A 21,668-nucleotide genomic window follows, 5' to 3' on the forward strand; every position below is an offset into this window, starting at 1 on the left:
ATTAGCTAAAAAAATAGCAATTCTTAGAAAGTTTCACTGGTTAATTTTAAAGTTATACCTTGCCCCTATAATTTGACCTACGATAGATCCGATTAGCAAAAGAGGAATAAAATAAACGCTTACACCTAAAAAAATTCTGGGCAGAGCGATAAATGGTATCGGTAGATGAATATATAAGAACCACTTTTTAGAAAACTTGCCAACCTTTGATCTTAGATTTCCAAAAGGAATATTTAATAACACAGAAAGCACAGTTACAAAAAGCACCTTATACACTGTTTCCATCTATTCACCCTCTAAAATGCAGAGGGCGCTTTTTTAGCCGCCCTCTACGAAAATAATTTTAATTATTATAAACTATTTTGAAGCTCTTTGCGCTACTTCGTCTCCTCTTTCGTCCACTATTTCCTTAATATCGTCGGTATAGTGAGCGCTGTTTACTGCCCAGAAGAAGAAAGCTATAGAAACAACGATCAGAATATATTGATCATAAGGATATTTTATCATGCCAATTCCTTCAAAATGTTTGCTCCCAATGTAACTCATCAGAGCCACGAAAAGCAAGTAACATATAAGCCAATATCCAGACTTGATATTCTTACCAAGATCTTTCTTTAGCTCATCTCTGGTAAACACAAAGTAGAAATAAAGCAAGAACGCTACTAGATCTACCGCGATTAACACAGAAACGTTTGACCATCCGCTCCAGTCTATAAGAAGCGTACATACGATAAACGCTATTATAGAAATAAACATTATAGGTTCAGCCTTAAATGGCCTATAAAGATTTGGTGCAAACTTTCTAAGACTCACTACGCTTACCGGTCCGATCATATAGGTAAGCACTATAGCGTTCGACACGATGCCTACCAACTTGTTCCAGGACGGAAAAGGTGCAGTCCACAAAAATGCCAAAATTAGAGTCAGCCACATCGCATATCTGGGTATCCCAGTTTTCTCATCAACCTTCATAAATACTTTCCAGAAAATACCGTTTAAAGCTTGGGCGTTTATGATCCTTGAGGTTGAAGTCACATAAATTAGACCTGTGCCAGAAGGAGACAACACTGCATCAGCAAATACTATAGTAGCAAGCCATTGAATGTTCATCAAAAGCAATATGTCAGCAAAAGGTGACCTGAAATTCAGGTGTCCCCAACCCTTTGCAATCTCTTGAGCAGGCAGCGAACCCACAAACACCAGCTGTAGGGAAGCATACAGTACTATTCCTATCACTACAGCCAGGCCTACAGCCAAAGGAACGTCTTTTGTTGGGTTTTTTGCTTCACCAGCCATATTTACAGCCTGTCTAAACCCTAAGTAAGCAAAGATAATACCGCCGCTTGACACTGCAGCCAAAATCGCAGGGAAACCAAATGGTGCAAATCCTCCGTGTTGAGTAAGATTTGCAGGGTTAAAACTCGCGATCAAAAACAAAACAGTTAGAACAGGTGTAATAAATTTTAATATCGTTATTACTGTATTCGTCTTACCAGCAATCCTTATGCTCCAATAGTTCAGTAAGAAATAAATCACTATCAAACCCATAGTAGAAAGCCAGCCGATTAAAGTTACCTGATGGTTATTATACATGAAAGGTAAATATGTACTCGAGAACTGAACTGTAGCTAAGGCTTCAATGGCTATAACTGAAGAGTCGCCTATGATCAGGGCAATAGCCAAAGCATAACTGACAAAGTTACCGTGAGTGTATTGAGGATATCGAATCAAAGAACCTGACTCTGGAAGCATCCCTGCAAGCTCAGCATAAACCAAAGCGATAAAAAATACGCATAATCCACCAATGATCCAAGAAATTACTGCGGCAGGTCCAGCAAGGTTAGCTGCTTTCTGAGAAGCAAAAAGCCAACCAGAACCGATTATTCCGCCAAGGCCTAACATCGTCAGGTCTAGTAGGTTTAGCTCCTTTTTTAGTTTCGTCTTCAAAATCTTCATCTCCTTTTTACTAAAATTTAAGTCACAATATAACTTAATCTTTAAGAAAAGCTTTCCTTTTCCTTAAGATTAAGTCTCTAAAACCAACCCTTACCTCCTTTCTCGGAGAACTCTTCCTTAAAATAATCTTATGTTAGTTAAGAAACAAAGTCCGTTATTTATAATCCAAGGGCTGGGAATCTTTAAAAAACCCCAACCCGTGAATTTCATAATTTTCTAAGCCTGGAACTTCTCACCATCTGGATGATGGAACAAGATTACTCCAACCACCGATGTGAGGTTGAGAAATAACATAAATATAAAAGCAGCAGTAAATGAACCGGTAATCTGAACAATGAAGCCTGTCAAGGTAGATGCTATAAGCCCTGCAATTGCAAAGAAGAAGTCCATTACACCAAGTGACGTTCCAGAGCGCTGTCTGATAACATCAACGTTGGTAGCATAAAAACTCGAATTTGCGGCCATATTCAATCCAACAGCCAAAGAGATTGATATCATTGCTGTATTTAAGTCGTGATAGAGTATTACAGGAAGAAGACTAAATCCACCTAAGAGTTGGCTAATCCAGATTGGATGCGAACGAGCCTTTCTTAGACTTTTTGTGCTTGCCAAAATTTTGTCAGACAATCTGCCAACAAAAAACAGCAAAATCGAAGCAAGAGCCCATGGCAAAATTGTAAAAACGCCAATTTTCATTAGATTCATATGATATGTGGAATTCAAAAAAGTCGGCAACCATCCCAAAAAGAAGAACAAATTATACCCAAATACGAAAAAGGCCCAGTCATTGGATAAAAGCGTGGGATTGGTGAGCAAAAATTTCCAGAGGCCCTTTTGCACTTTATTGTGCTCACGTCTAATCTCGTGATCTGATCTTGCTCTATCTACATTGGACTTCTCTCTAATATGAGCAAGCTCTTCATCGTTTACAAATTTTGATTTTTCTGGATAGTCCTTGTACATAAAAAGCCATATGGGAGCCCAGATAACGCCTGCCAAACCAAGTATCATGAACATTCCCTGCCACTCAAATCTTGTTGCAAGAAATGCCACAATTGGCCCGCCAATCATAAGTGCGAGAGGAACAGCCACAAGAGCGTCTGCCAGAGCAGTAGCCCTTTCTCTAATTGGCAGCCAATCTCCTACCACCCTATTCAATGCAGGGAAGTTCGGGCCTTCAGCTAAGCCCAGCACTAGTCTTACAATAAAAAGATAAGTAAAGCCCATTGCAAAGGCTGTTGAAAATATGCTCACTGACCAAACCAGCGCAGCCAAAAACCATATTTTTCTTGAGCCCCAATTGTCAACAAGCAACCCGCCTACAAAAACCATTAAGGCGTATCCAATATTAAAAGCGCCCAGAGTTAAGCCGATATCCTCTGCATTTAAATGAAATAACTTACTTAAAATTGGCATTGCAAAAGCAATTGCACTCCTATCAACATAGTTGATAATGGTAATGAGAAAAGCTAACCCTATTATGACCCACCTAAAATTCGTCTTGCTCATTCACTAGCCCCCTTTAAATTAAAATAAGACAATAGAATATATAAGAACAGTAAACCCTAAGTCCTATCCTCCCTTCTATCAGAATTGTCAGCTAATTTACAAAGTAATAAAAACTACCTACTTGTATGTCAGCTTTTAAGATTATAACATTCAAAAGTAAAATCCATATATATACAATTTTTATCAATTATTTAAAAATTACTAATTGATTTTAGAGATTTTTAAGTCAAATTTTATATAATATAAAGCCATTTCTAATAATATAAACTCTAAATATTAGTTAAAATAATATTTTTTTTACTATTTTTTTATTAATTAACAAAATTATTAATTTAATTTTTTATTATCATAATCCAATAATATTCTTAGTTTCTCCTTCAAAAAATTTATTATATTTTTCACAATAAATTTAGTAATATATCTTATGTCTTTAGCCTTATCAATTTTCTCTTTGCACCATCCTTAAATAGAATTTGTAATAAATTTGAAATTGGAAAAATATACAGATAAAATGCATAAGGGATAAAGCCATACATACTTACGCTCAAAGTTGCCGTACAAATCATTGCAGCAATATTCCAGGGTATCAAAGCTGATGTGAGTATACAGGAATTTTCAATATCCAACGCAAATTTATACTTTCCATCTTTATGATAGCAACCCTTCATTATTTCATCTGTCATTACTACAGCAATAGACTGTGTACATCCAAAAGCAGCAGTCATAGTGCTAATAACAGTTGTCAATAGATACAGTAAAAGTCCACTCAGCTTTAATCTCATCAAATAGTTCTTTATACCCTCAAAAGCGTTTATCCCCTCAAGTATGCCTGCCAAACAACATGCAGTAAAAATAGCCATGCAAGCTTTAGACATTGACTCAATCCCACCGCCTTCCAAAATATTCCTAAGTGGATCGAATTGTCCAAGCTTTAAACCAAACAGGATGTCCTCCAAAACCTTTACCGGATGAAGACCCTGCACAACAACAGCCACGATAGATGCCGAAATCATGCTGAGCAGCATCGCATACTTTATGTTCACTCTCAATAAAGATAAAATTAATATTATTAAGATAGGTATAAATACCACCATGCCAACGTTAAAGGACTTGTAAATCTCGCCTGTCAGGTTGTTATTGGCCAAGTCCAAAGGACTTAACTTTGAAAATTCATAATAAAAGGCAATAGACAAAAGAAATGGTAGGAGTGAAGAGTAAAGCATATTTTTTATATTTTTGAACAAGTTAGTGCCAGTCAAATTGGATACCAGGATGGCACTTGAAGACATAGGAGAACACCTGTCTCCGAAATAAACGCCCGCAATAATAGCGCCCGCAGCTAAGTTTAAGTTCACATCTCCAGATTTTGCCAGTATTATAAGCGGCAACCCCACGATACTAACAGTACCAGTTGCAGAACCCAACAAAAAGGATGCCCCGCAGCAAATTAGGAAAGATAATAGTATGAAATCATCAGGTTTAATAAATCTAAGACTGTAATATACTATTCCAGGTATCGTTCCAGAAGCCATCCATGCACCAGACACTGCTCCTATAAGAAAAAGTATCTGGACGACCAATATAGATTTTTTACCGCCCTTATATGACATCCTATATAAATCCCTTATGGAGTAGCCTTTTTTTATGCCTATGAATACAAATATAAGCCAGCATATCAGTAGCAAGTATCCAATAAAGACGTTCATTAGGACTCCAAGGACGATAGTCAAAATTGATGCAAAAAATCCAATATAAATTTCCATGAGCACCATCCTTAAAATTTATTTAGCATAAAAATTACTTATTATTTTCAAAATAATTATAATGAGTTATTATATATATGAAAAATATCTAATTAATATAATATTTATATTGATTAGATATATATCGCAGGAGGTTAAGAATGGATTTAAGACAGCTTTCTTATTTTTTAGCAATTGCAGAAGAGGGCAATATTACTAAGGCAGCTGAAAAGCTCCATATAGCTCAACCACCGCTAAGCCAGCAGCTTAAACTTCTGGAGAAAGAGCTTGGAGTAGTTCTAATAGAGAGAAGCACGCGAAAGATACAGATAACAAACGCAGGCAAACTTCTTCAGAATCGAGCAAAACAAATTCTAGAACTTGCAAAAAAAACGTCAAAAGAGCTTAGCGATCTGAAAGAAGGTCTTCAGGGCACTCTTTCGATCGGCACCATATCATCAGCAGGTGAGACTATATTGCCTTTGAAAATCAGAAGTTATCACGAAAATTATCCTGGAATAGATTTTCACATAAGAGAGGGGAGCTCATTTGAGATAATAGAGATGTTAAAAAGCGGAGTCGTTGAAATTGGCATTATACGTACGCCTATAGATCAGGATATTTTTGAATATATAAGTCTCCCAGAAGAACCTATGGTAGCAGGCGCAATTGAAAAGAAATTCTGGAACGATGAAAAAGAACAAATAGATCTTGTTGAGTTAAAGAATAAGCCTTTATTGATGCACAACAGATTCCAAAATAATATTGAAGACGCCTGTAAAAAGGCAGGATTTGAACCCAAAATCATTTGCAGAGCTGACGATACAAGATCTATGCTCATCTGGGCTAACACAGGTATGGGCATTGCGATAATTCCAAAAGACATGACAGGTTTGTTAATGAATTCAAACATCGTATATAAAGAAATAAGAGAGAGATCTCTCTTTACAAGAGCGGTATTGTTATGGATAAAAAACCAATATCTTTCATTGCCTGCCAGGTATTTCTTGAAAATGTTTAAATAGGGCCAAGGCTAAAAAGCAGGATAACAGAAAAATATTTAAACAATTTTTTGTAAAAGTTCAAAAGTCATTAAAAAAGGGGGGGGCTAAAAAATAAAGCCCCCTGATTTCTCAGGGGGCTAAAGTGTGGTTTTTAGAACTTTACGTCCATCTGAATATAGTATCTTTGATCCTTGTCGATCTGATCTGGGTTAAAGGTATAGTAGGTATAATAATTGTACCCATAAATGCTCACAGCATTAGTTTGATAGGGCTTCTTACCTTTCCAATAGTCGTAGTTAAGAGTCAGGGTTGCATTCTTTGCTACAGGGAGTGTGTAATAGACGTTGTAATAGTCTTTGTAATCAGTTGAGCCCATAGTGTTTATTATCAATGGGTTGTACCACTTGTTGTTGCCAAACCAGAAGTCACCTGTGAGGGCTCCTACTGGAAGGGGAATGGTAGCACCAATTCTGAATGCTCCACCGCTAACAGAGCCAATGCTTGTGTAGGTGTATGGAGAAGGAGAACCTAGGAAGTTAGGTCCATAAACTCCATTTGGCATATCTGTGGATGTACCGTTGTATCCTGCCCACATATTTATGTTATAGATGTTCCAGTTTGCTATGACTGCCCATGAACTATATTTACCGTAGTTATATATATCATTGAGTGAGTCTGTAAACATACTAAACTTTGAAATAGAGCCATAGTCTGCCTCAAGTCCTATTGTATCAAAGAGTTTCGTCTTTAGGTTGAGGATATAGAGATCTTTGTCTTTCAAACCTTGACTCTCAGCAGTAGAGGTAACCGAGCCTGCATCAAAGAGCTTGACCCATGCAGCAGAAACTGAGGTTGATGGAAGCATATTGCTAAGGTCAAATATCGCCATAGCTCCTTCTGTTCCTGTGTCTGCAAACAGGTTGCTGTAATATGCTCCTGAGTCCATAGTAGGAAGTCTGCCAAGTACGAAGGTTACAGGATATGGGTTCAGAGTCCATGTGATATACGATCTCTCTACATAAAGGGTGTTGCTATCGTCGTTGTAACCTGTAAGTGATGCATAAATTGGATTACTATTAGAAGATCCATTGCTGTTTACTCCGGCATTCTTCTCCATAGTAAGCCTTGCATTGAAGGCTATGTTGTCTGCAACTGGTGCTGCAACATTTAGCCTTACCCTATAACGCATAAAAGTATTGTTCTTTGCATCGCTTTTTGCTACAGGAACACCATTTATAGCAAGATTCCCATTAGGATCATAAAGAGTGCCATGAGGGAAGGTTCCAGACCAGTAATATCCTGCAGGATCGGTAAGTGTCCCCACGATGTATCCATTGGCAGAAGGCCCAGTAGTACTGAGCGAAACGACATTTGCATATGGAGCAGTAGGAGTATAGGAATATGGATTCAGCCCATAATATGTCGCCTTTTCGCTGCCAAATCTAAATCTTGCATCTCCTGTGAAGTTCACAGTGTCAAGAGCTGCTCGCTTCTCAAGCGCTGAAACTCTGACGTTTAGAGAAGCTAATTCTGACTTAAACTCTTCTGCTAACTTCATAAGTGTTGCGATGTCGTTAGCATTTAACTGGATCTTTTGATCTTGTGCGTTTTGACCTTTTTCATAGGTGTCGAGCATTCTTGCAACTACCATTGCCATCTCATAACGAGTGGCAAGTCTGTCACCTCTAAAAGTTCCGTCTCCATAACCAATGACCAATCCTTTTGCTGCTAAATCTTGCACTGCTTTGTATGCCCAAGAATTAGCTGGTACATCTGAGAATGGTCCTGCCATAGCTGGAACTGCAAGGGAGGCGATTAGTGATGCTACTACGAAAACAAAAGCTAATTTTCTCATCTTCTGATTTACCCCTTTAGGAAAATTTGTTTACTATATAAAAGCCTTCTACATGTCCTAAGCTTAATACGTAAAGCCTCCCTCCTCTTTACGAAAAATACTTAAGATAAATACAAAGATGCTTTTGTTTAAATAAAGATTAATATCTAAAAAAATATTTGTCAAGAGATAATTATAAATAGAAAATATCTATTAAGAGTTTCTAAAAATCTAAAAAATTCTAAAACTTTTACTTAGCTCTTTAGAATAGCAACTATTTCTCCAATATACAAGTCATGATAATCTTTATCCTTATACCACTGATCGTCAATTTTCTTAGATGTGAAATTCTCTGGGCTAATAGGCTGACAGCACGCCTTTTTGCAAATCAAGACTTTAGAGGCCTCATCGTAATATGGGATGCCTTCGTAATGGCCAATGGTTAATCCAGATTTAGATATTTTATCCTCATTCCTCCCTGATACGCTGCCCATATAACTAAGTGATTTTTTGTATTTTTCATGATCGAAAAATGAAAGTGAGAAACTGTCCGATCCATCGATAAACTCTTTTGTATATCTGGTCTTTCTTACAAATATGAATGCGCTGTTCTTGCCCCAGATTACGCCCAGTCCGCCCCATGAAGCTGTCATGCTGTTTATCTTGCCTTCTTTTTCGGCTGTAATAAGCATCCAATCTTTGCCTATTATACGAAATGGGCTAAAATCAAATAAGTCAGGATCTACTAATTGAAATTTGTTCATATATTTTTCCTCGTTTCGAAAGATAGATTTGTGTCTCTCAACTATTATATCAGTCTAAGAATAGGCTAACACATGCCTACCTCGCTGTCATAAACCCTCTTTCCTCTCTTATAGGTACACCACACGGGATTTACTCCGTAATGATAAGGAATAAAGATATGGCTATTTTCTTTCAAGATTACAAAGTCTGCCTGCTTTGATATTTCGATTGACCCAATTTGCTCTTGCTTTTGGACTGCAAAAGCTGCATTGACAGTAGCTGCCGATATAGCTTCGTTCACGCTCATGCCCATATTTATTACTGCAAGAGTTATTATCATTGGCATAGATTCTGTGTAAGAGCTTCCAGGGTTGCAGTCTGTTGCAATGGCAACAGGTATGCCGTAGTCAATTATCTCTCTTGCAGGGGCATACCTCTCCCTAAGGCTAAATGCCGTACCAGGGAGCAATGTAGCAATGCTTTCGCCCATTTTTAGTGCACGAAGCCCACTTCCATTGATCTTTAACAGGTGGTCACAAGAGACCAGCCTTAATTTCTCTGCCAGTTCACTGCAGCCAATAGCCTTTATTTCGTCAGAATGAATCTTTGCCTTAAGCCCAAGTTCGATGCCTGATAGCAAAATCTTCTCCGTTTCAGCAGGACTGAAGACGCCCTCTTCACAGAAGACGTCTATAAAATCAGCAAGTTTGTTTTCAGCAATATAGGGCAGCATATCGTTTATCAAAAGTTCTACATATTTCTTGCTGTTGCCCTTATACTCTTTTGGCAGAGCATGAGCCCCAAGAAAGGTGGGAATAATTTGGGCATCCCCTACATCATTTACCATCTTAATAGCCTTTAGCATCTTTATCTCGTTTTCAAAATCTAAACCATATCCGCTCTTAGCTTCAAAGGTAGTCGTCCCATATTGGAAGAAGGTCTTCACCCTTTTAGCGAGATCTGTAGCAATCTCTTCTACCGATGCCTTTCTAATGTTTTCAACAGTGCTAAGAATCCCCCCGCCAGCCTGAAGTATTTCAATATAGGTCTTCCCCTCAAGCCTTATCCTGAACTCTTGTTCTCTTGTGCCCAGAAAAACTGAGTGCGTGTGCGGATCTACGAACCCAGGCAGCAGAGCCCTTCCCCCTACATCTACAATATCTCTTGTCACGCCTTTATATTTTTCTAACAAAACCTCAGTTTTGCCAATATCCTTTATTACCCCACTGTCAATTGCAATGGCTGAGTTTTCAGAAATTGATAGCTCATTCATCTCATCCTTTATTTTTGGTTTCTTAGAGCTATTTGACAGAGTATATATGTTTGCATTAATGAGCAAAAGATCCATTTATTTCTCACCAAGCTTTTCTTTTACCGCTCTGTCAATAAGGCTGTCATCAGCTATCTGAGGAATTGTTATTGTTCCATTTTGGTCTGTGTTGTATTGCTCTGATACATCAATTGCATTTTTGTTCCTTGCCCAAGCCCTTCTTGACACACCTATCATCGCATCCCAATCCAGAGCCCTTTTTATTATCTTATCAACCCTCTCCGAGCCATCCAGCACAAGCCCAAATCCTCCGTTTATAGCCTTTCCTATTCCCACTCCTCCACCATTAGACAATACAGCCATACTCATACCGCGCGCTGCGTTACCTGCAAAGCAGTGTACTGCCATATCAGCCATCATATTGCTGCCATCTTTGATATTCGCCGTCTCACGAAATGGCGAGTCGGTACCTCCGGTATCGTGATGATCTCTGCCCAACATTACTGGACCTATTTCATTTTTTCTTATCATATCGTTGAACTTTAAGGCTATATCCACTCTTGTTTGGGCATCTGCATAAAGTATTCTTGCCTCTGTGCCGACTACCAGCTTATTTTCTTCCGCTGATACTATCCAGTGATAATTGTCCCTATCCTGCATCCTCCTATTTGGATCTATGATGCTTGCTGCAGCCCTGTCAGTTTTTTGTAAGTCTTTATGATCCCTCGACAAACATACCCACCTAAATGGCCCATAGCCATAATCAAAGTACATTGGTCCCATAATATCTTCCACATAAGATGGCAGAACAAATCCCTCATCGGTGTTAACTTTGTTTAATGCCACCTCCTTAACCCCAGCGTCAAAGACTGCCTTTAGGAAGCTATTTCCATAGTCCCAAAAATAGCCGCCTCTTTGCTTGAGAATCTGAATTACATCGAAGTGTTTTTTTAGAGACTTGTTCACATACTCTTTAAACTTGGGGTGATCACTTTGTATCATCTTAATGGATTCCTCGTATGTCAAACCCTGTGGTATATATCCGCCATCATAAGGCACATGACAGGATGTTTGATCGCTGATAAGCTCAGGTTTTATATTTTTCTCAACCATATATTCAAGTAAATCAACTATATTGCCATGATATGCTATAGATATGCTCTTCTTTGAATCAAGATACTTTTTTGCGATATCAAAAATCTCATCAAGGTCGGTGCTAATCTTGCTTACCCACCCTTGTTCATATCTGGTCTGTATTCTTGATCTCTCAACTTCAGCTATAATCCCAACTCCATTTGCTATCTCTACAGCTTTCGGTTGAGCCCCGCTCATTCCGCCCAAACCCGAGCTTACGAATAAGTGCCCAGAAAGATCCTTGTCCCAGGGAACGTCCAGAAACATCTTTGCAGCGTTCAATATTGTTATATATGTTCCGTGAACGATGCCCTGAGGACCTATATACATCCAGCCTCCAGCAGTCATCTGACCATAATTTGCCACGCCCAATTGAGCTGCTATATGCCAATCATCTGGGTTGTCGAACATGCCGACCATCATAGAGTTTGTATTTATAACTCTTGGAGCCTCTTTATGCGAAGGGAATAGACCCAGTGGGTGGCCTGACATCACTACTAAGGTCTCTTCATCTGTCATTACTTTTAGATACTCTTTCACCAATCTGTACTGCATCCAGTTTTGAAATACCTGACCAGTTTCCCCATAAGTTACAAGCTCATAGGGGTACAAAGCTATGTCAAAGTCCAAATTGTTGTCTATCATAACCTGAAAGGCCCTGCCCTCAATTGTCTGGCCCTCATAATCGCTTATTGGCCTGCCATATATTCTGCCTTCAGGCCTGTATCTGTATCCATATATCCTGCCCCTTGTGGTCAACTCTTCCATAAATTCGGGCGCAAGCTTTTCATGCAGATGCTTTGGCACATATCTAAGCGCATTCTTAAGCGCCAATTTTGTTTGATTTAAGTTCAGATTAAAATATCTTGCCGGAGCCCGTCTGATACCATCCAGAAACTTTGGCTCCTCAGGCAAATCGTCTGGCAGACTTATCTTTCTTAAATTTGTCATTTTACTTCCTCCTAAAAATTTTTTAAGCTAAGATGTCTTATAACTTGAAAAAGTCCTTAACCTAAAAAAGCTATTTTTTAAATGTAGGACACTCTTAAGCCAACTTTTCCGTTCTTTAATACAGTCCGAACATAGCAGCATATTCTTCTTCTATCTTGCACTGACTGTTTACAATATCAATTAACTTGCCATCTGAGACAATCTTTCTGCCTTTTTCTATATCCTCTGAAAAAACCCTGTCTTCCTGAGTTATCTGAATATAGTCCCTAATAAAGTCATGACACCCTTCGATTACAGGACTTGATTTAAGAGGTCTTCTAAGATCTAATCCCTGTGTCGCAAGGATCATCTCAATTGCAAGTATGTTCTCAAGATTATCAAGGATAGCGTTAAATTTTCTCATAGAAATAGAGCCCATACTTACGTGGTCTTCTTGCCCAAGACAGGTCGGAATACTATCTGCGCTTGCAGGGAAACAAAGGCTTTTGTTCTCGCTTGCAAGAGCAGCAGATGTATATTGAAATATCATAAAGCCTGAATTGAGTCCTGAATTTTTTATAAGCATCTTTGGCAGGTCTTCATCGTCGCCTCCAAGCAGCAAGTAAGATCTCCTATCTGATATATTGCCTATTTCACTTGCTGCTAATGCAGCATAATCGGCAGGAAGGGCTATGGGTTCACCGTGGAAATTGCCACCAGCTATTACGTTGTCCCTATCGATTATCACCGGGTTATCCGTTACAGAGTTCAATTCTATGTTCAATATCTCCTTGAAATGGAGAAAACTATTTCTTGAAGCACCGTGAACCTGAGGCACACATCTGGTAGAATATGGATCCTGTACCTTTTTACAATGAACATGAGATTGTAATATTTCAGATCCCCTTAAGAATGAGCTAATTCTCTTTGCAACATAGATATTTCCTTTATAAGGCCTTAATTTGTGCAATGCCTCTTCAAATGGTTTCACTGAACCTTTAATTGTCTCGATTGACATTGCAGCAATAATGTCAGCATTTTCTAAACAAGTATGAAATCTCTCTATGCCGTAAACTCCAAGAGCGCTCATAAATTGCGTGCCGTTTATCAGCGCAAGGCCTTCCTTTGGATGTAAATGCAATGGCTTTTTGTTAAATTTGCTAAGAATTTCAGCCCCTTTATATACCTTGCCCTCATAGAAAACACTGCCCAAACCTATAAGAGGCAAAAACAAATGAGCCAAAGGCACGAGGTCACCGCTCGCCCCCACAGATCCTTTGCTGGGGACTACAGGAATAAGATCGTTGTCTATGTGCCACATTATTCTTTCAAGGGTATCTAAAGATACGCCAGAATACCCAAGAGCAAGCGAATTTACCTTAACTATCATCATAAGCTTTGCAATTATTGGATCAATTGGCTCTCCAACCCCGCATGAATGACTTTTCAGTATATTGTACTGCAGCTTAGCAGTCTCTTCCTTTGAAATAGTAGTGCTGCACAAAATTCCAAAACCCGTATTTATGCCGTATACAGGATCTCCCTTTTCAACGATATAGTAGATATCGTTGAAAGTTTTCTCAATATGCTGTCTTGCTGACTCGCCTATTATTCCTTTTGTTTTTCCCCTTGCAATATCTAAGGCTATCCCAATAGTCAAACTATCCTCTCCGTACTTAAAAACATTCTTCATTTCGATATTGCCTCCTTTATATATATAGCTAACATTTTTGTGCTGTCAGGAAAACTTTTCTCTCTTTCAAATTTAAACCCTCTTTCTTCAATAAATTCTCTTAACGCACTTTTGCCAGAGTCTAATTCTATAGAAGAAATTTTTTGAAGGTTGTGTTCAATATATCTTTGAGATATCAAAGTCAATATGCTGTCATCTACATCACTTCTGTCAAATAGATATAGGTTTAAAGAATCATTTTCCATTATGCCGATAGCTGCAGCCGCAACCTCTCTATCTTTTAAGGCAAAAAGTATGTGTTCAGCATTTTTCTCTAAAGTATTTTTTAGATCGCTTACGAAATGAGGTATATAGAAGTCATATATCCAGTGGAAGATTAGCTTTTTCAGATTGCTATAGTATTTCGGTGAAAATTTTTGAGTCGTAAACTTCGAGCTGTGAATGTGCAGGAGCACCCTTTCTGAAAGGCTAAGCTTTTCAAAAGATCTTTCAACCTCTGACAGGGCATCAAGCAAGTTTTTGCTGTGTCCCCCCTCAAGCAATATTTCGTTCATTTTCAAACTTATCGACTTCCAAATAGGCTTTACTCTTCTTAGAAGGTCTTCACCCTTTGCTGTAAGAGAGATAACCTTCTTTCTCTTGTCGTTTTTTATAGTATTTGCAACTATTAAATTTTTCTTTGACAGGATAAGTATAATCTGGCTAATGCCAGACAAGGTAATATCCATATTCTCAGCTATTTCGCTTAGAGTAAGGCTTTTGTGCCTGTCAAGCAAGAAAAAGATGCCAAACCAGGATGGCTCAAATTCAATCCCGCATTTTTTATAGATTTTAGAGACGTCACCCAGATACCTATCGCTTAGCTGTTTCAATCTCGTTCCCAGTATAAGTTCCCTTGCAGAATCAAAAATTCTCATCAAAACTCCTTTAGAACTTAATTAATTACTTAACTATTTTAGAATTAATTTTTAAACTGTCAAGTACCTTATTTTTGGAAAAATATGTATAAAAAGTTATCTATCCCCATATTAGCGCCCTAATAACGACAAGTTTACAGATTGACCTGTTAGCAAGCCTTATCATTTTCTCTCCAGTAGACAGTCCTGTTACGTACAGCAGATCTTTTTCCTCAATGTTGAATTTCTTTTTATTAACATCGATTTCCACACTTCCATTAAGCACATAAAAAACGTTTGTAACATTTTTACCACTACTCTCATTGATTGCTATATCAAAAACTTGTTCTTCTTCAATAAAATAGGCTTCTAAGTCCCCTGCAAAATTGTTAGTTAGCATCAAATTAAAATCTGTTGCTTTGCCATAACTTTTTGTTTCCCAAACTCCCATAAAGCTGTCTTTATCAAATGGCCCTAATACCTTTTTGTATCTATCTTGATGTTCAAGGATAATTTTGCCATCAATAACCATAATATGTCTTGTTATGCCAGGTAGTTGGGTAAACAAAGACTTTGACGCTTCAATCTTTGCAGAACTAATTCTCCATTTAAAATTTCTTTCACTATATTTGCTGCCGTCTGGATATATCAACAACTCTGAAGTTGTACCTCCAGACCATTTGCTGGTAATATACTTCGTACTCTTAATTAGTTCAACTTTTGTTTCCATTTAGGGCTTCTCTCTTAGCTTTCAATATAGAACCCATTTATAAAGGATATAGTATTTACTAATGCAAAAATTAATACCGATGCCAAACTCGCAGTAATGTTATCCTGATCAAACCTTGGAGAAACCTCTGCCACGTCAAAGCTTATTACTTTTCCTGACTTTATAATGTGTTTTATAAACTTTATAACTTTCTCAGGATCTAATCCAAGAGGTTGTGCTGCGCTTACTCCAGGTGCGAATGCGCTAGAAAACACATCAGCACAAATAGTTATATAGATATGATCTTGAAACTTTATAAAATCATCTAATTTCTCAAGCACACTGCAATCGTCATTGCCAACTATATCTTTTGCTAAAATATAGTCAACTCCCAGTTTTCTGGCTGTTTTAAATAAATCGATTGTATTGCTGTGTCTTTGAACACCAATGCAGAAATATGAGTACCCTAAACCCTTTTGGATATTTAAATCTGATATTTGCCTAAATGAGGTTCCTGAACTGCCGCCATTTGAATAAGGCCTGATATCAAAATGAGCATCAAAATTTATTATGCCAATTTTAGGCACCTCAACACGCTGCAGCAAATGATCTAAAATGCCATTATAATGACCAAAAGCAATTTCATGGCCGCCACCCAGCACTATTGGAAAAAGATTCATATCTAATATTTTAGAAACTGCTACAGAAAGCATTTTTTGACTTTCTTCTAAGGTAGAGTTCTCACAATATATATTCCCTGCATCGAAAAGCCCAACTTCCTCAGTAAAGCTGCAAGGTAAGTTGGCCAGTTCTTTTCTGATATAGTCAGGACCTTTACTGGCTCCTGTTCTGCCATTGTTTCTACTAATACCCTCATCGCAACAATATCCAACAAAACAAAAGCCAAATTTGCAATTACTCTTAACAGCTTCATCGTCTTGCAAATCGATATTTTTAATCCATTGATGCCATCTAAATGCGTCAAAATTATCAAGACTATCGATTCTGCCCTTCCAAACTTCTTTATCAGTTGGGCTATAATTTGCTTTAAACATTTTTATCTCCTAATGCTCCTTCTTCTTGCCTAAATGTATTACAATTGCGTAAATTAAGTTAGACATAATATTTTTCCAGAGAAGCTATTCCTGTGCGCTCACAGTTATATTATTGGCAAACAATATTTATCTATAAAGTGATTTTTGATAATATTTCTTCCTCTTTCAGCTTAACATCTCTTTCAAGCTTACTAACTTCCTGAGCAACATTATCTACGAACTGGGTATCTTTTATCGTTGACAGGTTTATCTTTACGTTATATAGCGCCGCAAGTACCGCAGTTCTTGCCAACATTGTTGCCACTGCAGCGTCTGTAATTGCATTTTTGTTACCCTTTTCCACCACAACTTTAATAATGTCCATCATTTTGTAAGCTTCTCTTGCCACATCCAGAGGAACTAAAGCTGCTTTTTTTGTAGCCTCTTGTATAATATTTTTTCTGTATTCTATTTTTTCATCAGAATCTTTTGGAAGTTTAAAGGCGTTCATAACCTCATTAAAAGAATCAGCATCTTTGTCAATATATTCCACAAAAATACCCTTCAATTTATTCGCCTTTTCGGCAACAGGCTTAACTTCTTCTTGGACTTGCTCATAACCTTTTTTATCTATAGTTAAATTGCTCACCATCTGAGTTAAGGCTGCAGAAAAAGCTGCGCTTAATGCTGCAATACTTCCGCCACCTGGCACAGGCGAATTTGAAGCAGTCTCATCCAAAAAACCTACCACTGACATATTTGCTAACATAATATTCCTCCTTATTTGCTTTTAAATACTTAAACAACTCTTTTTTAGTAAATTTATAACTTTCAATTTGTTTATAATAAAATTATTCCATAATTCTGGTTTCGAGAATCTGATCCATAGAAAAGTCTTCAACCCCAAGATAATAAACTGCAGTGTCAATCATTGCCTCCATTGGCAAAAGTCCAATTATTTCAGTTCCCACCACATTAACTCCATATCTTCTAGCTTCCATTTTAACTAGCTCATAAGATCGATAAAGAGCGGTCTTTGTAAAGTCAGTCATATTCATAGATACCTGAACTATGCCTCTCTCTTTTAACTCCACGCCAAGAGCCTTGCAGTATCTCAATCCACCGCCTGTAAACCTAACGTTCTTAGCAATTTTGTTTGCAATTTCTAAGTTATTTGTATCTAAATTCACATTAAAGGCTATTAATGGCATCCTCACACCTACAGCAGTAACCCCAGCAGTTGGATGCACTTTAGCATCACCATAATCAGGGATCCATTCAGGCTGGGTCATCTTTTGATTCATTCCTTCGAATTCGCCTTTTCTAATATTTGAAAGGTTCTCTCTTTGGGGGTTTGTGGCTGCTTTTTCATATAGAAATATTGGAAGACTATATCTTTCCCATGCCTCTTTAGCTGTCTCTTTTGCAAGTTCTATAGCTTCTTCTACGCTAACATTTTTTATTGGAATATAAGGCACTACATCACAAGCACCCATCCTTGGGTGCTGCCCTTTGTGAGCCCTTAAATCTATAACGTCAATAGCTACTCCAATTGCTTCTAAAACTGCACTCTTAACGATCTCTGGTTCTCCCACTACGGTTACTACCAGCCTATTGTGATCCTTATCTCCCTTGTAATCTAAAAGATTTAAACCATCTTTGCCTCTGAAAGGACTGACAATTTGTTCTATTTTGTCAAGATCCCTGCCTTCGCTAAAGTTAGGTACACACTCAATTAATTTCTTTACACTTTTCATGTCAACTCCACCCATCCATTCTGTATAATACTTGAAACAAATATCTATTTTTATTAATATCTCGACAATATTGCATCTAAGCAAAACCCACCAATAATCAGAGTTGTGATATCCATGCTGCAAGCAATGCAAACAGCAAAGAGACCGCTTGATTTACCATGTCCCCAATCTTTAGATGCCAAATCAATGCTTCTTACTTCAATCTTCATTTTAGATATCTCCATTAATAAGTAAGTTAAGTATTTGAATTACTTATTTTTTAGAACTTAATTAATCACTTAACTATTTTAGATCTAATTTTTTAACAGTCAAGTGTTTTTATTTTTACAAGGGAGTTTAGTAAAGAAGGAATTTTTTCACTTACAGATTAAAGCCTTTCTAACTAAAAGCCCCCTGATTTCTCAGGGGGCTGAAGTGAAGTTTTTAGAACTTTACGTCCATCTGAATATAGTATCTTTGATCCTTATCAACTTGATCTGGGTTAAAGGTATAGTAGGTATAATAATTGTACCCATAAATGCTGCCAGCATTAGTTTGATAAGGCTTCTTACCTTTCCAGTAGTCGTAGTTAAGAGTCAGGGTTGCATTCTTTGCTACAGGGAGAGTGTAATAGACGTTGTAGTAGTCTTTGTAATCAGTTGAGCCCATAGTATTTATTATCAATGGATTATACCACTTGTTGTTGCCAAACCAGAAGTCGCCTGTGAGGGCTCCTACTGGAAGGGGAATGGTAGCACCAATTCTGAATGCTCCACCGCTAACAGAGCCAATGCTTGTGTAGGTGTATGGAGAAGGGGAAACAAATCCAGACATATTTAAAGGTCCAGAAACTCCATTTGGCATATCTGTAAATGTACCGTTGTATCCTGCCCACATATTTATGTTATAGATGTTCCAGTTTGCTATGATTGCCCATGAACTATATTTACCATAGTTATAGTTATATATATCGTTATCAGTATCTGAATATGGGAACATACTAAACTTTGAAATAGAGCCGTAGTCTGCCTCAAGTCCTATTGTGTCAAAGAGTTTCGTCTTTAGGTTGAGGATATAGAGATCTTTGTCTTTCAAACCTTGACTCTCAGCAGTAGAGGTAACCGAGCCTGAATCAAAGAGCTTTACCCATGCAGCTGAAACTGAGGTAGACGGAAGCATATTGCTAAGATCAAATATAATCATTCCACCCTCTGTACCTGTGTCCATAAACAGGTTGCTGTAATATGCACCTGAATCCATGGTAGGAAGTCTACCAAGGACGAAGGTTACGGGATATGGGTTAAGAGTCCATGTGATGTAAGATCTCTCTACATAAAGGGTGTTGCTATCGTCGTTGTAACCTGTAAGTGATGCATAAATTGGATTACTATTAGAAGATCCATTGCTGTTTACTCCGGCATTCTTCTCCATAGTAAGCCTTGCATTGAAGGCTATGTTGTCTGCAACTGGTGCTGCAACATTTAGCCTTACCCTATAACGCATAAAAGTATTGTTCTTTGCATCGCTTTTTGCTACAGGAACACCATTTATAGCAAGATTCCCATTAGGATCATAAAGAGTGGTGCCATGAGGGAAGGTTCCAGACCAGTAATATCCTGCAGGATCGGTAAGTGTCCCCACGATGTATCCATTGGCAGAAGGCCCAGTAGTACTGAGCGAAACGACATTTGCATTTGGAGCAGTAGGAGTATGGGAATATGGATTCAGCCCATAATATGTCGCCTTTTCGCTGCCAAATCTAAATCTTGCATCTCCTGTGAAGTTCACAGTGTCAAGAGCTGCTCGCTTCTCAAGCGCTGAAACTCTGACGTTTAGAGAAGCTAATTCTGACTTAAACTCTTCTGCTAACTTCATAAGTGTTGCGATGTCGTTAGCATTTAACTGGATCTTTTGATCTTGTGCGTTTTGACCTTTTTCATAGGTGTCGAGCATTCTTGCAACTACCATTGCCATCTCATAACGAGTGGCAAGTCTGTCACCTCTAAAAGTTCCGTCTCCATAACCAATGACCAATCCTTTTGCTGCTAAATCTTGCACTGCTTTGTATGCCCAAGAATTAGCTGGTACATCTGAGAATGGTCCTGCCATAGCTGGAACTGCAAGGGAGGCGATTAGTGATGCTACTACGAAAACAAAAGCTAATTTTCTCATCTTCTGAATTACCCCCTTTAGGAAATTTTGTTTACCATATAAAAGCCTTCTACATATCTTAAGCTTAATACGTAAAGCCTCCCTCCTCTTTCTAAAGAATGCTTAAGATAAATACAAAGATGCTTTTATTGAAATAAAGATTAATATCTAAAAAAATATTTGTCAAGTGCCATTGATGTAATTGTAAAAAGACAATTCTAAGCAGACTATTTATGATAGGGTATCATTGAAGAGACCTAAATTTTTAGATCAACTTCCATCACAGAACCAGCGCTAAAATCATTCGATACATAGAAACCCGTTCTTTTCAGAGCAGCCTGACTGACATTATTTGAGTCTTTAAAATTATAAATTGTTGCTGTGTTCTGAAGGCTTATCGCCCCAATATTCATATCCTTTAGGGAATGCATTTGATCGCTGCCAGAGAAATCTTTGGTTAATATAGTAAGCTTGTTATATACAGGATCCCCTTCATCTATAAAGCCATTGTGATCAGAGTCATAAGCGCTTAGCTCGTTAAAACCATTGCCTGTATTCGGCCCAAAGAGCTCGCTGCCGTTGTTGATGACGCCATTGTTATTTTTATCCAATGCAAGAAAGCCGCTGCCATTCGTAGGGAAGCTTATCTGTACGGGCTTGCCGTTTGAATTTAGATCAAATGAATAAGTCTTGTCTGAAAAGGCAATAGTATTGTTTTGGAAATTTATCACCAGTGGATCCACATTTTTTGCATCTCCAGCGCTGATAGAGGTAGAATTTTCTTGAAAGAACTCCCTGCCCAGATTTAGATTTAGATTAATTGGAATTTCTTGACCAGCAGCAGTCGTCAGTGTTCCAGACGCGCTGAAGTTAAGGGATTCAACCTCGTGCAGCGATTCATTTTTTGTGAAAATCATCCCCCAATTGTTGCCGCTACTTTGAGCTGCATTTGGTTGGTTTGCAGCTTGCTGGATAGACGTATTGTTATCGCTGGAAGTATCAATTGGCACTATCTTTACGTCCTTGCCCGTAAGAGACTTTATAAAAGCCTTTAACAGTAATATCTTCAGCATCTCTTTAGAGTCTGTAAAACTTAGAGTATTATTGTCGCTTGAAGAGCTTTCATTTGCGCTGCTGTTAGAAAGGTCGCCAAAGGCTTTCTTTAAACCATCGTTCAAAATATCTGCAGTGCTTAATTTTCCATTTGAATTATTGTTAAAAACTTGTAATTTCTCATTTTTTACAACGCTCTTTTCATAAGAAGAGACAGATTGCAAATTTACATTTGATTTTGAAATTATCATTTCTCTCTCCTTAGATCCTTTT

Annotated in this window: 18 protein-coding genes; 1 reads left to right on the plus strand and 17 read right to left on the minus strand. The window is 37.9% G+C overall.

Annotated elements, in window-relative coordinates:
• Positions 1 to 33: 33 nt before the first annotated feature.
• The 4 genes from V4762_RS03790 to V4762_RS03805 all read right to left on the minus strand — a co-directional run bounded on the left by V4762_RS03790 (position 34) and on the right by V4762_RS03805 (position 5,228).
• Positions 34 to 285 carry a hypothetical protein gene (locus V4762_RS03790; RefSeq protein WP_347314451.1) on the minus strand — a complete coding sequence of 84 codons (252 nt, stop codon included), beginning with the start codon at positions 283 to 285 and terminating at the stop codon, positions 34 to 36.
• Between the two features lie 72 nt (positions 286 to 357).
• Positions 358 to 1,947, minus strand: coding sequence for an APC family permease (locus tag V4762_RS03795; protein ID WP_347314452.1), 1,590 nt, complete (start codon positions 1,945 to 1,947; stop codon positions 358 to 360).
• A 225-nt stretch (positions 1,948 to 2,172) separates the two neighbouring features.
• Positions 2,173 to 3,465, minus strand: coding sequence for an MFS transporter (locus V4762_RS03800; RefSeq protein ID WP_347314453.1), 1,293 nt, complete (start codon positions 3,463 to 3,465; stop codon positions 2,173 to 2,175).
• 422 nt (positions 3,466 to 3,887) lie between these two features.
• The gene (locus V4762_RS03805; protein ID WP_347314454.1) at positions 3,888 to 5,228 is read right to left on the minus strand and encodes a Na+/H+ antiporter NhaC family protein; all 1,341 of its coding nucleotides are present in this window, start codon (positions 5,226 to 5,228) and stop codon (positions 3,888 to 3,890) included.
• 140 nt (positions 5,229 to 5,368) lie between these two features.
• Between V4762_RS03805 and V4762_RS03810 the strand changes: the two genes are divergently transcribed.
• On the plus strand, positions 5,369 to 6,232 hold the full coding sequence (locus tag V4762_RS03810) for a LysR family transcriptional regulator (protein ID WP_347314455.1): 864 nt from the start codon (positions 5,369 to 5,371) through the stop codon (positions 6,230 to 6,232).
• Between the two features lie 130 nt (positions 6,233 to 6,362).
• On the opposite strand, the gene V4762_RS03815 is transcribed toward V4762_RS03810, so the two are convergent.
• The 13 genes from V4762_RS03815 to V4762_RS03875 all read right to left on the minus strand — a co-directional run bounded on the left by V4762_RS03815 (position 6,363) and on the right by V4762_RS03875 (position 21,646).
• On the minus strand, positions 6,363 to 8,066 hold the full coding sequence (locus V4762_RS03815; RefSeq protein WP_347314456.1) for a DUF3373 family protein: 1,704 nt from the start codon (positions 8,064 to 8,066) through the stop codon (positions 6,363 to 6,365).
• Positions 8,067 to 8,299: 233 nt separating this feature from the next.
• On the minus strand, positions 8,300 to 8,809 hold the full coding sequence (locus tag V4762_RS03820) for a flavin reductase family protein (RefSeq protein WP_347314457.1): 510 nt from the start codon (positions 8,807 to 8,809) through the stop codon (positions 8,300 to 8,302).
• Between the two features lie 65 nt (positions 8,810 to 8,874).
• Entirely contained in the window at positions 8,875 to 10,137 is a 1,263-nt protein-coding gene (hutI, locus tag V4762_RS03825) for an imidazolonepropionase (protein WP_347314458.1), read from the minus strand.
• Entirely contained in the window at positions 10,138 to 12,144 is a 2,007-nt protein-coding gene (locus V4762_RS03830) for a urocanate hydratase (RefSeq protein WP_347314459.1), read from the minus strand.
• A 115-nt stretch (positions 12,145 to 12,259) separates the two neighbouring features.
• Positions 12,260 to 13,816, minus strand: coding sequence for a histidine ammonia-lyase (hutH, locus tag V4762_RS03835; protein WP_347314460.1), 1,557 nt, complete (start codon positions 13,814 to 13,816; stop codon positions 12,260 to 12,262).
• The gene (locus tag V4762_RS03840; RefSeq protein WP_347314461.1) at positions 13,813 to 14,733 is read right to left on the minus strand and encodes a MarR family winged helix-turn-helix transcriptional regulator; all 921 of its coding nucleotides are present in this window, start codon (positions 14,731 to 14,733) and stop codon (positions 13,813 to 13,815) included. Before V4762_RS03840 ends, hutH begins: the two co-directional genes overlap by 4 nt.
• A gap of 100 nt (positions 14,734 to 14,833) precedes the next feature.
• The gene (locus V4762_RS03845) at positions 14,834 to 15,442 is read right to left on the minus strand and encodes a HutD family protein (RefSeq protein ID WP_347314462.1); all 609 of its coding nucleotides are present in this window, start codon (positions 15,440 to 15,442) and stop codon (positions 14,834 to 14,836) included.
• 14 nt (positions 15,443 to 15,456) lie between these two features.
• A complete protein-coding gene (gene hutG, locus V4762_RS03850; RefSeq protein ID WP_347314463.1) occupies positions 15,457 to 16,476 on the minus strand; it encodes a formimidoylglutamase in 1,020 nt (339 codons plus the stop codon).
• A 130-nt stretch (positions 16,477 to 16,606) separates the two neighbouring features.
• Positions 16,607 to 17,224, minus strand: coding sequence for a cyclodeaminase/cyclohydrolase family protein (locus tag V4762_RS03855; protein ID WP_347314464.1), 618 nt, complete (start codon positions 17,222 to 17,224; stop codon positions 16,607 to 16,609).
• An 82-nt stretch (positions 17,225 to 17,306) separates the two neighbouring features.
• On the minus strand, positions 17,307 to 18,212 hold the full coding sequence (gene ftcD, locus V4762_RS03860) for a glutamate formimidoyltransferase (RefSeq protein WP_347314465.1): 906 nt from the start codon (positions 18,210 to 18,212) through the stop codon (positions 17,307 to 17,309).
• A 53-nt stretch (positions 18,213 to 18,265) separates the two neighbouring features.
• Entirely contained in the window at positions 18,266 to 18,421 is a 156-nt protein-coding gene (locus tag V4762_RS03865) for a hypothetical protein (RefSeq protein WP_347314466.1), read from the minus strand.
• Between the two features lie 214 nt (positions 18,422 to 18,635).
• Entirely contained in the window at positions 18,636 to 20,363 is a 1,728-nt protein-coding gene (locus V4762_RS03870) for a DUF3373 family protein (protein WP_347314467.1), read from the minus strand.
• Positions 20,364 to 20,599: 236 nt separating this feature from the next.
• Positions 20,600 to 21,646, minus strand: a complete 1,047-nt coding sequence (locus V4762_RS03875) for a hypothetical protein (RefSeq protein WP_347314468.1) — start codon at positions 21,644 to 21,646, stop codon at positions 20,600 to 20,602.
• Positions 21,647 to 21,668 lie beyond the last annotated feature (22 nt).

The organism is Thermodesulfobium sp. 4217-1 (assembly GCF_039822205.1).
Taxonomy (GTDB): Bacteria; Thermodesulfobiota; Thermodesulfobiia; order Thermodesulfobiales; family Thermodesulfobiaceae; genus Thermodesulfobium.

Bases quoted from the DNA above. Each gene is read 5' to 3' on its own strand.
- V4762_RS03790 (WP_347314451.1), bottom strand. From the start codon at position 285: ATGGAAACAGTGTATAAGGTGCTTTTTGTAACTGTGCTTTCTGTGTTA.
- V4762_RS03800 (WP_347314453.1), bottom strand. From the start codon at position 3,465: ATGAGCAAGACGAATTTTAGGTGGGTCATAATAGGGTTAGCTTTTCTC.
- V4762_RS03805 (WP_347314454.1), bottom strand. From the start codon at position 5,228: ATGGAAATTTATATTGGATTTTTTGCATCAATTTTGACTATCGTCCTT.
- V4762_RS03810 (WP_347314455.1), top strand. From the start codon at position 5,369: ATGGATTTAAGACAGCTTTCTTATTTTTTAGCAATTGCAGAAGAGGGC.
- V4762_RS03815 (WP_347314456.1), bottom strand. From the start codon at position 8,066: ATGAGAAAATTAGCTTTTGTTTTCGTAGTAGCATCACTAATCGCCTCC.
- V4762_RS03820 (WP_347314457.1), bottom strand. From the start codon at position 8,809: ATGAACAAATTTCAATTAGTAGATCCTGACTTATTTGATTTTAGCCCA.
- hutI (WP_347314458.1), bottom strand. From the start codon at position 10,137: ATGGATCTTTTGCTCATTAATGCAAACATATATACTCTGTCAAATAGC.
- V4762_RS03830 (WP_347314459.1), bottom strand. From the start codon at position 12,144: ATGACAAATTTAAGAAAGATAAGTCTGCCAGACGATTTGCCTGAGGAG.
- hutH (WP_347314460.1), bottom strand. From the start codon at position 13,816: ATGAAGAATGTTTTTAAGTACGGAGAGGATAGTTTGACTATTGGGATA.
- V4762_RS03840 (WP_347314461.1), bottom strand. From the start codon at position 14,733: ATGAGAATTTTTGATTCTGCAAGGGAACTTATACTGGGAACGAGATTG.
- V4762_RS03845 (WP_347314462.1), bottom strand. From the start codon at position 15,442: ATGGAAACAAAAGTTGAACTAATTAAGAGTACGAAGTATATTACCAGC.
- hutG (WP_347314463.1), bottom strand. From the start codon at position 16,476: ATGTTTAAAGCAAATTATAGCCCAACTGATAAAGAAGTTTGGAAGGGC.
- V4762_RS03855 (WP_347314464.1), bottom strand. From the start codon at position 17,224: ATGTTAGCAAATATGTCAGTGGTAGGTTTTTTGGATGAGACTGCTTCA.
- ftcD (WP_347314465.1), bottom strand. From the start codon at position 18,212: ATGAAAAGTGTAAAGAAATTAATTGAGTGTGTACCTAACTTTAGCGAA.
- V4762_RS03865 (WP_347314466.1), bottom strand. From the start codon at position 18,421: ATGAAGATTGAAGTAAGAAGCATTGATTTGGCATCTAAAGATTGGGGA.
- V4762_RS03870 (WP_347314467.1), bottom strand. From the start codon at position 20,363: ATGAGAAAATTAGCTTTTGTTTTCGTAGTAGCATCACTAATCGCCTCC.
- V4762_RS03875 (WP_347314468.1), bottom strand. From the start codon at position 21,646: ATGATAATTTCAAAATCAAATGTAAATTTGCAATCTGTCTCTTCTTAT.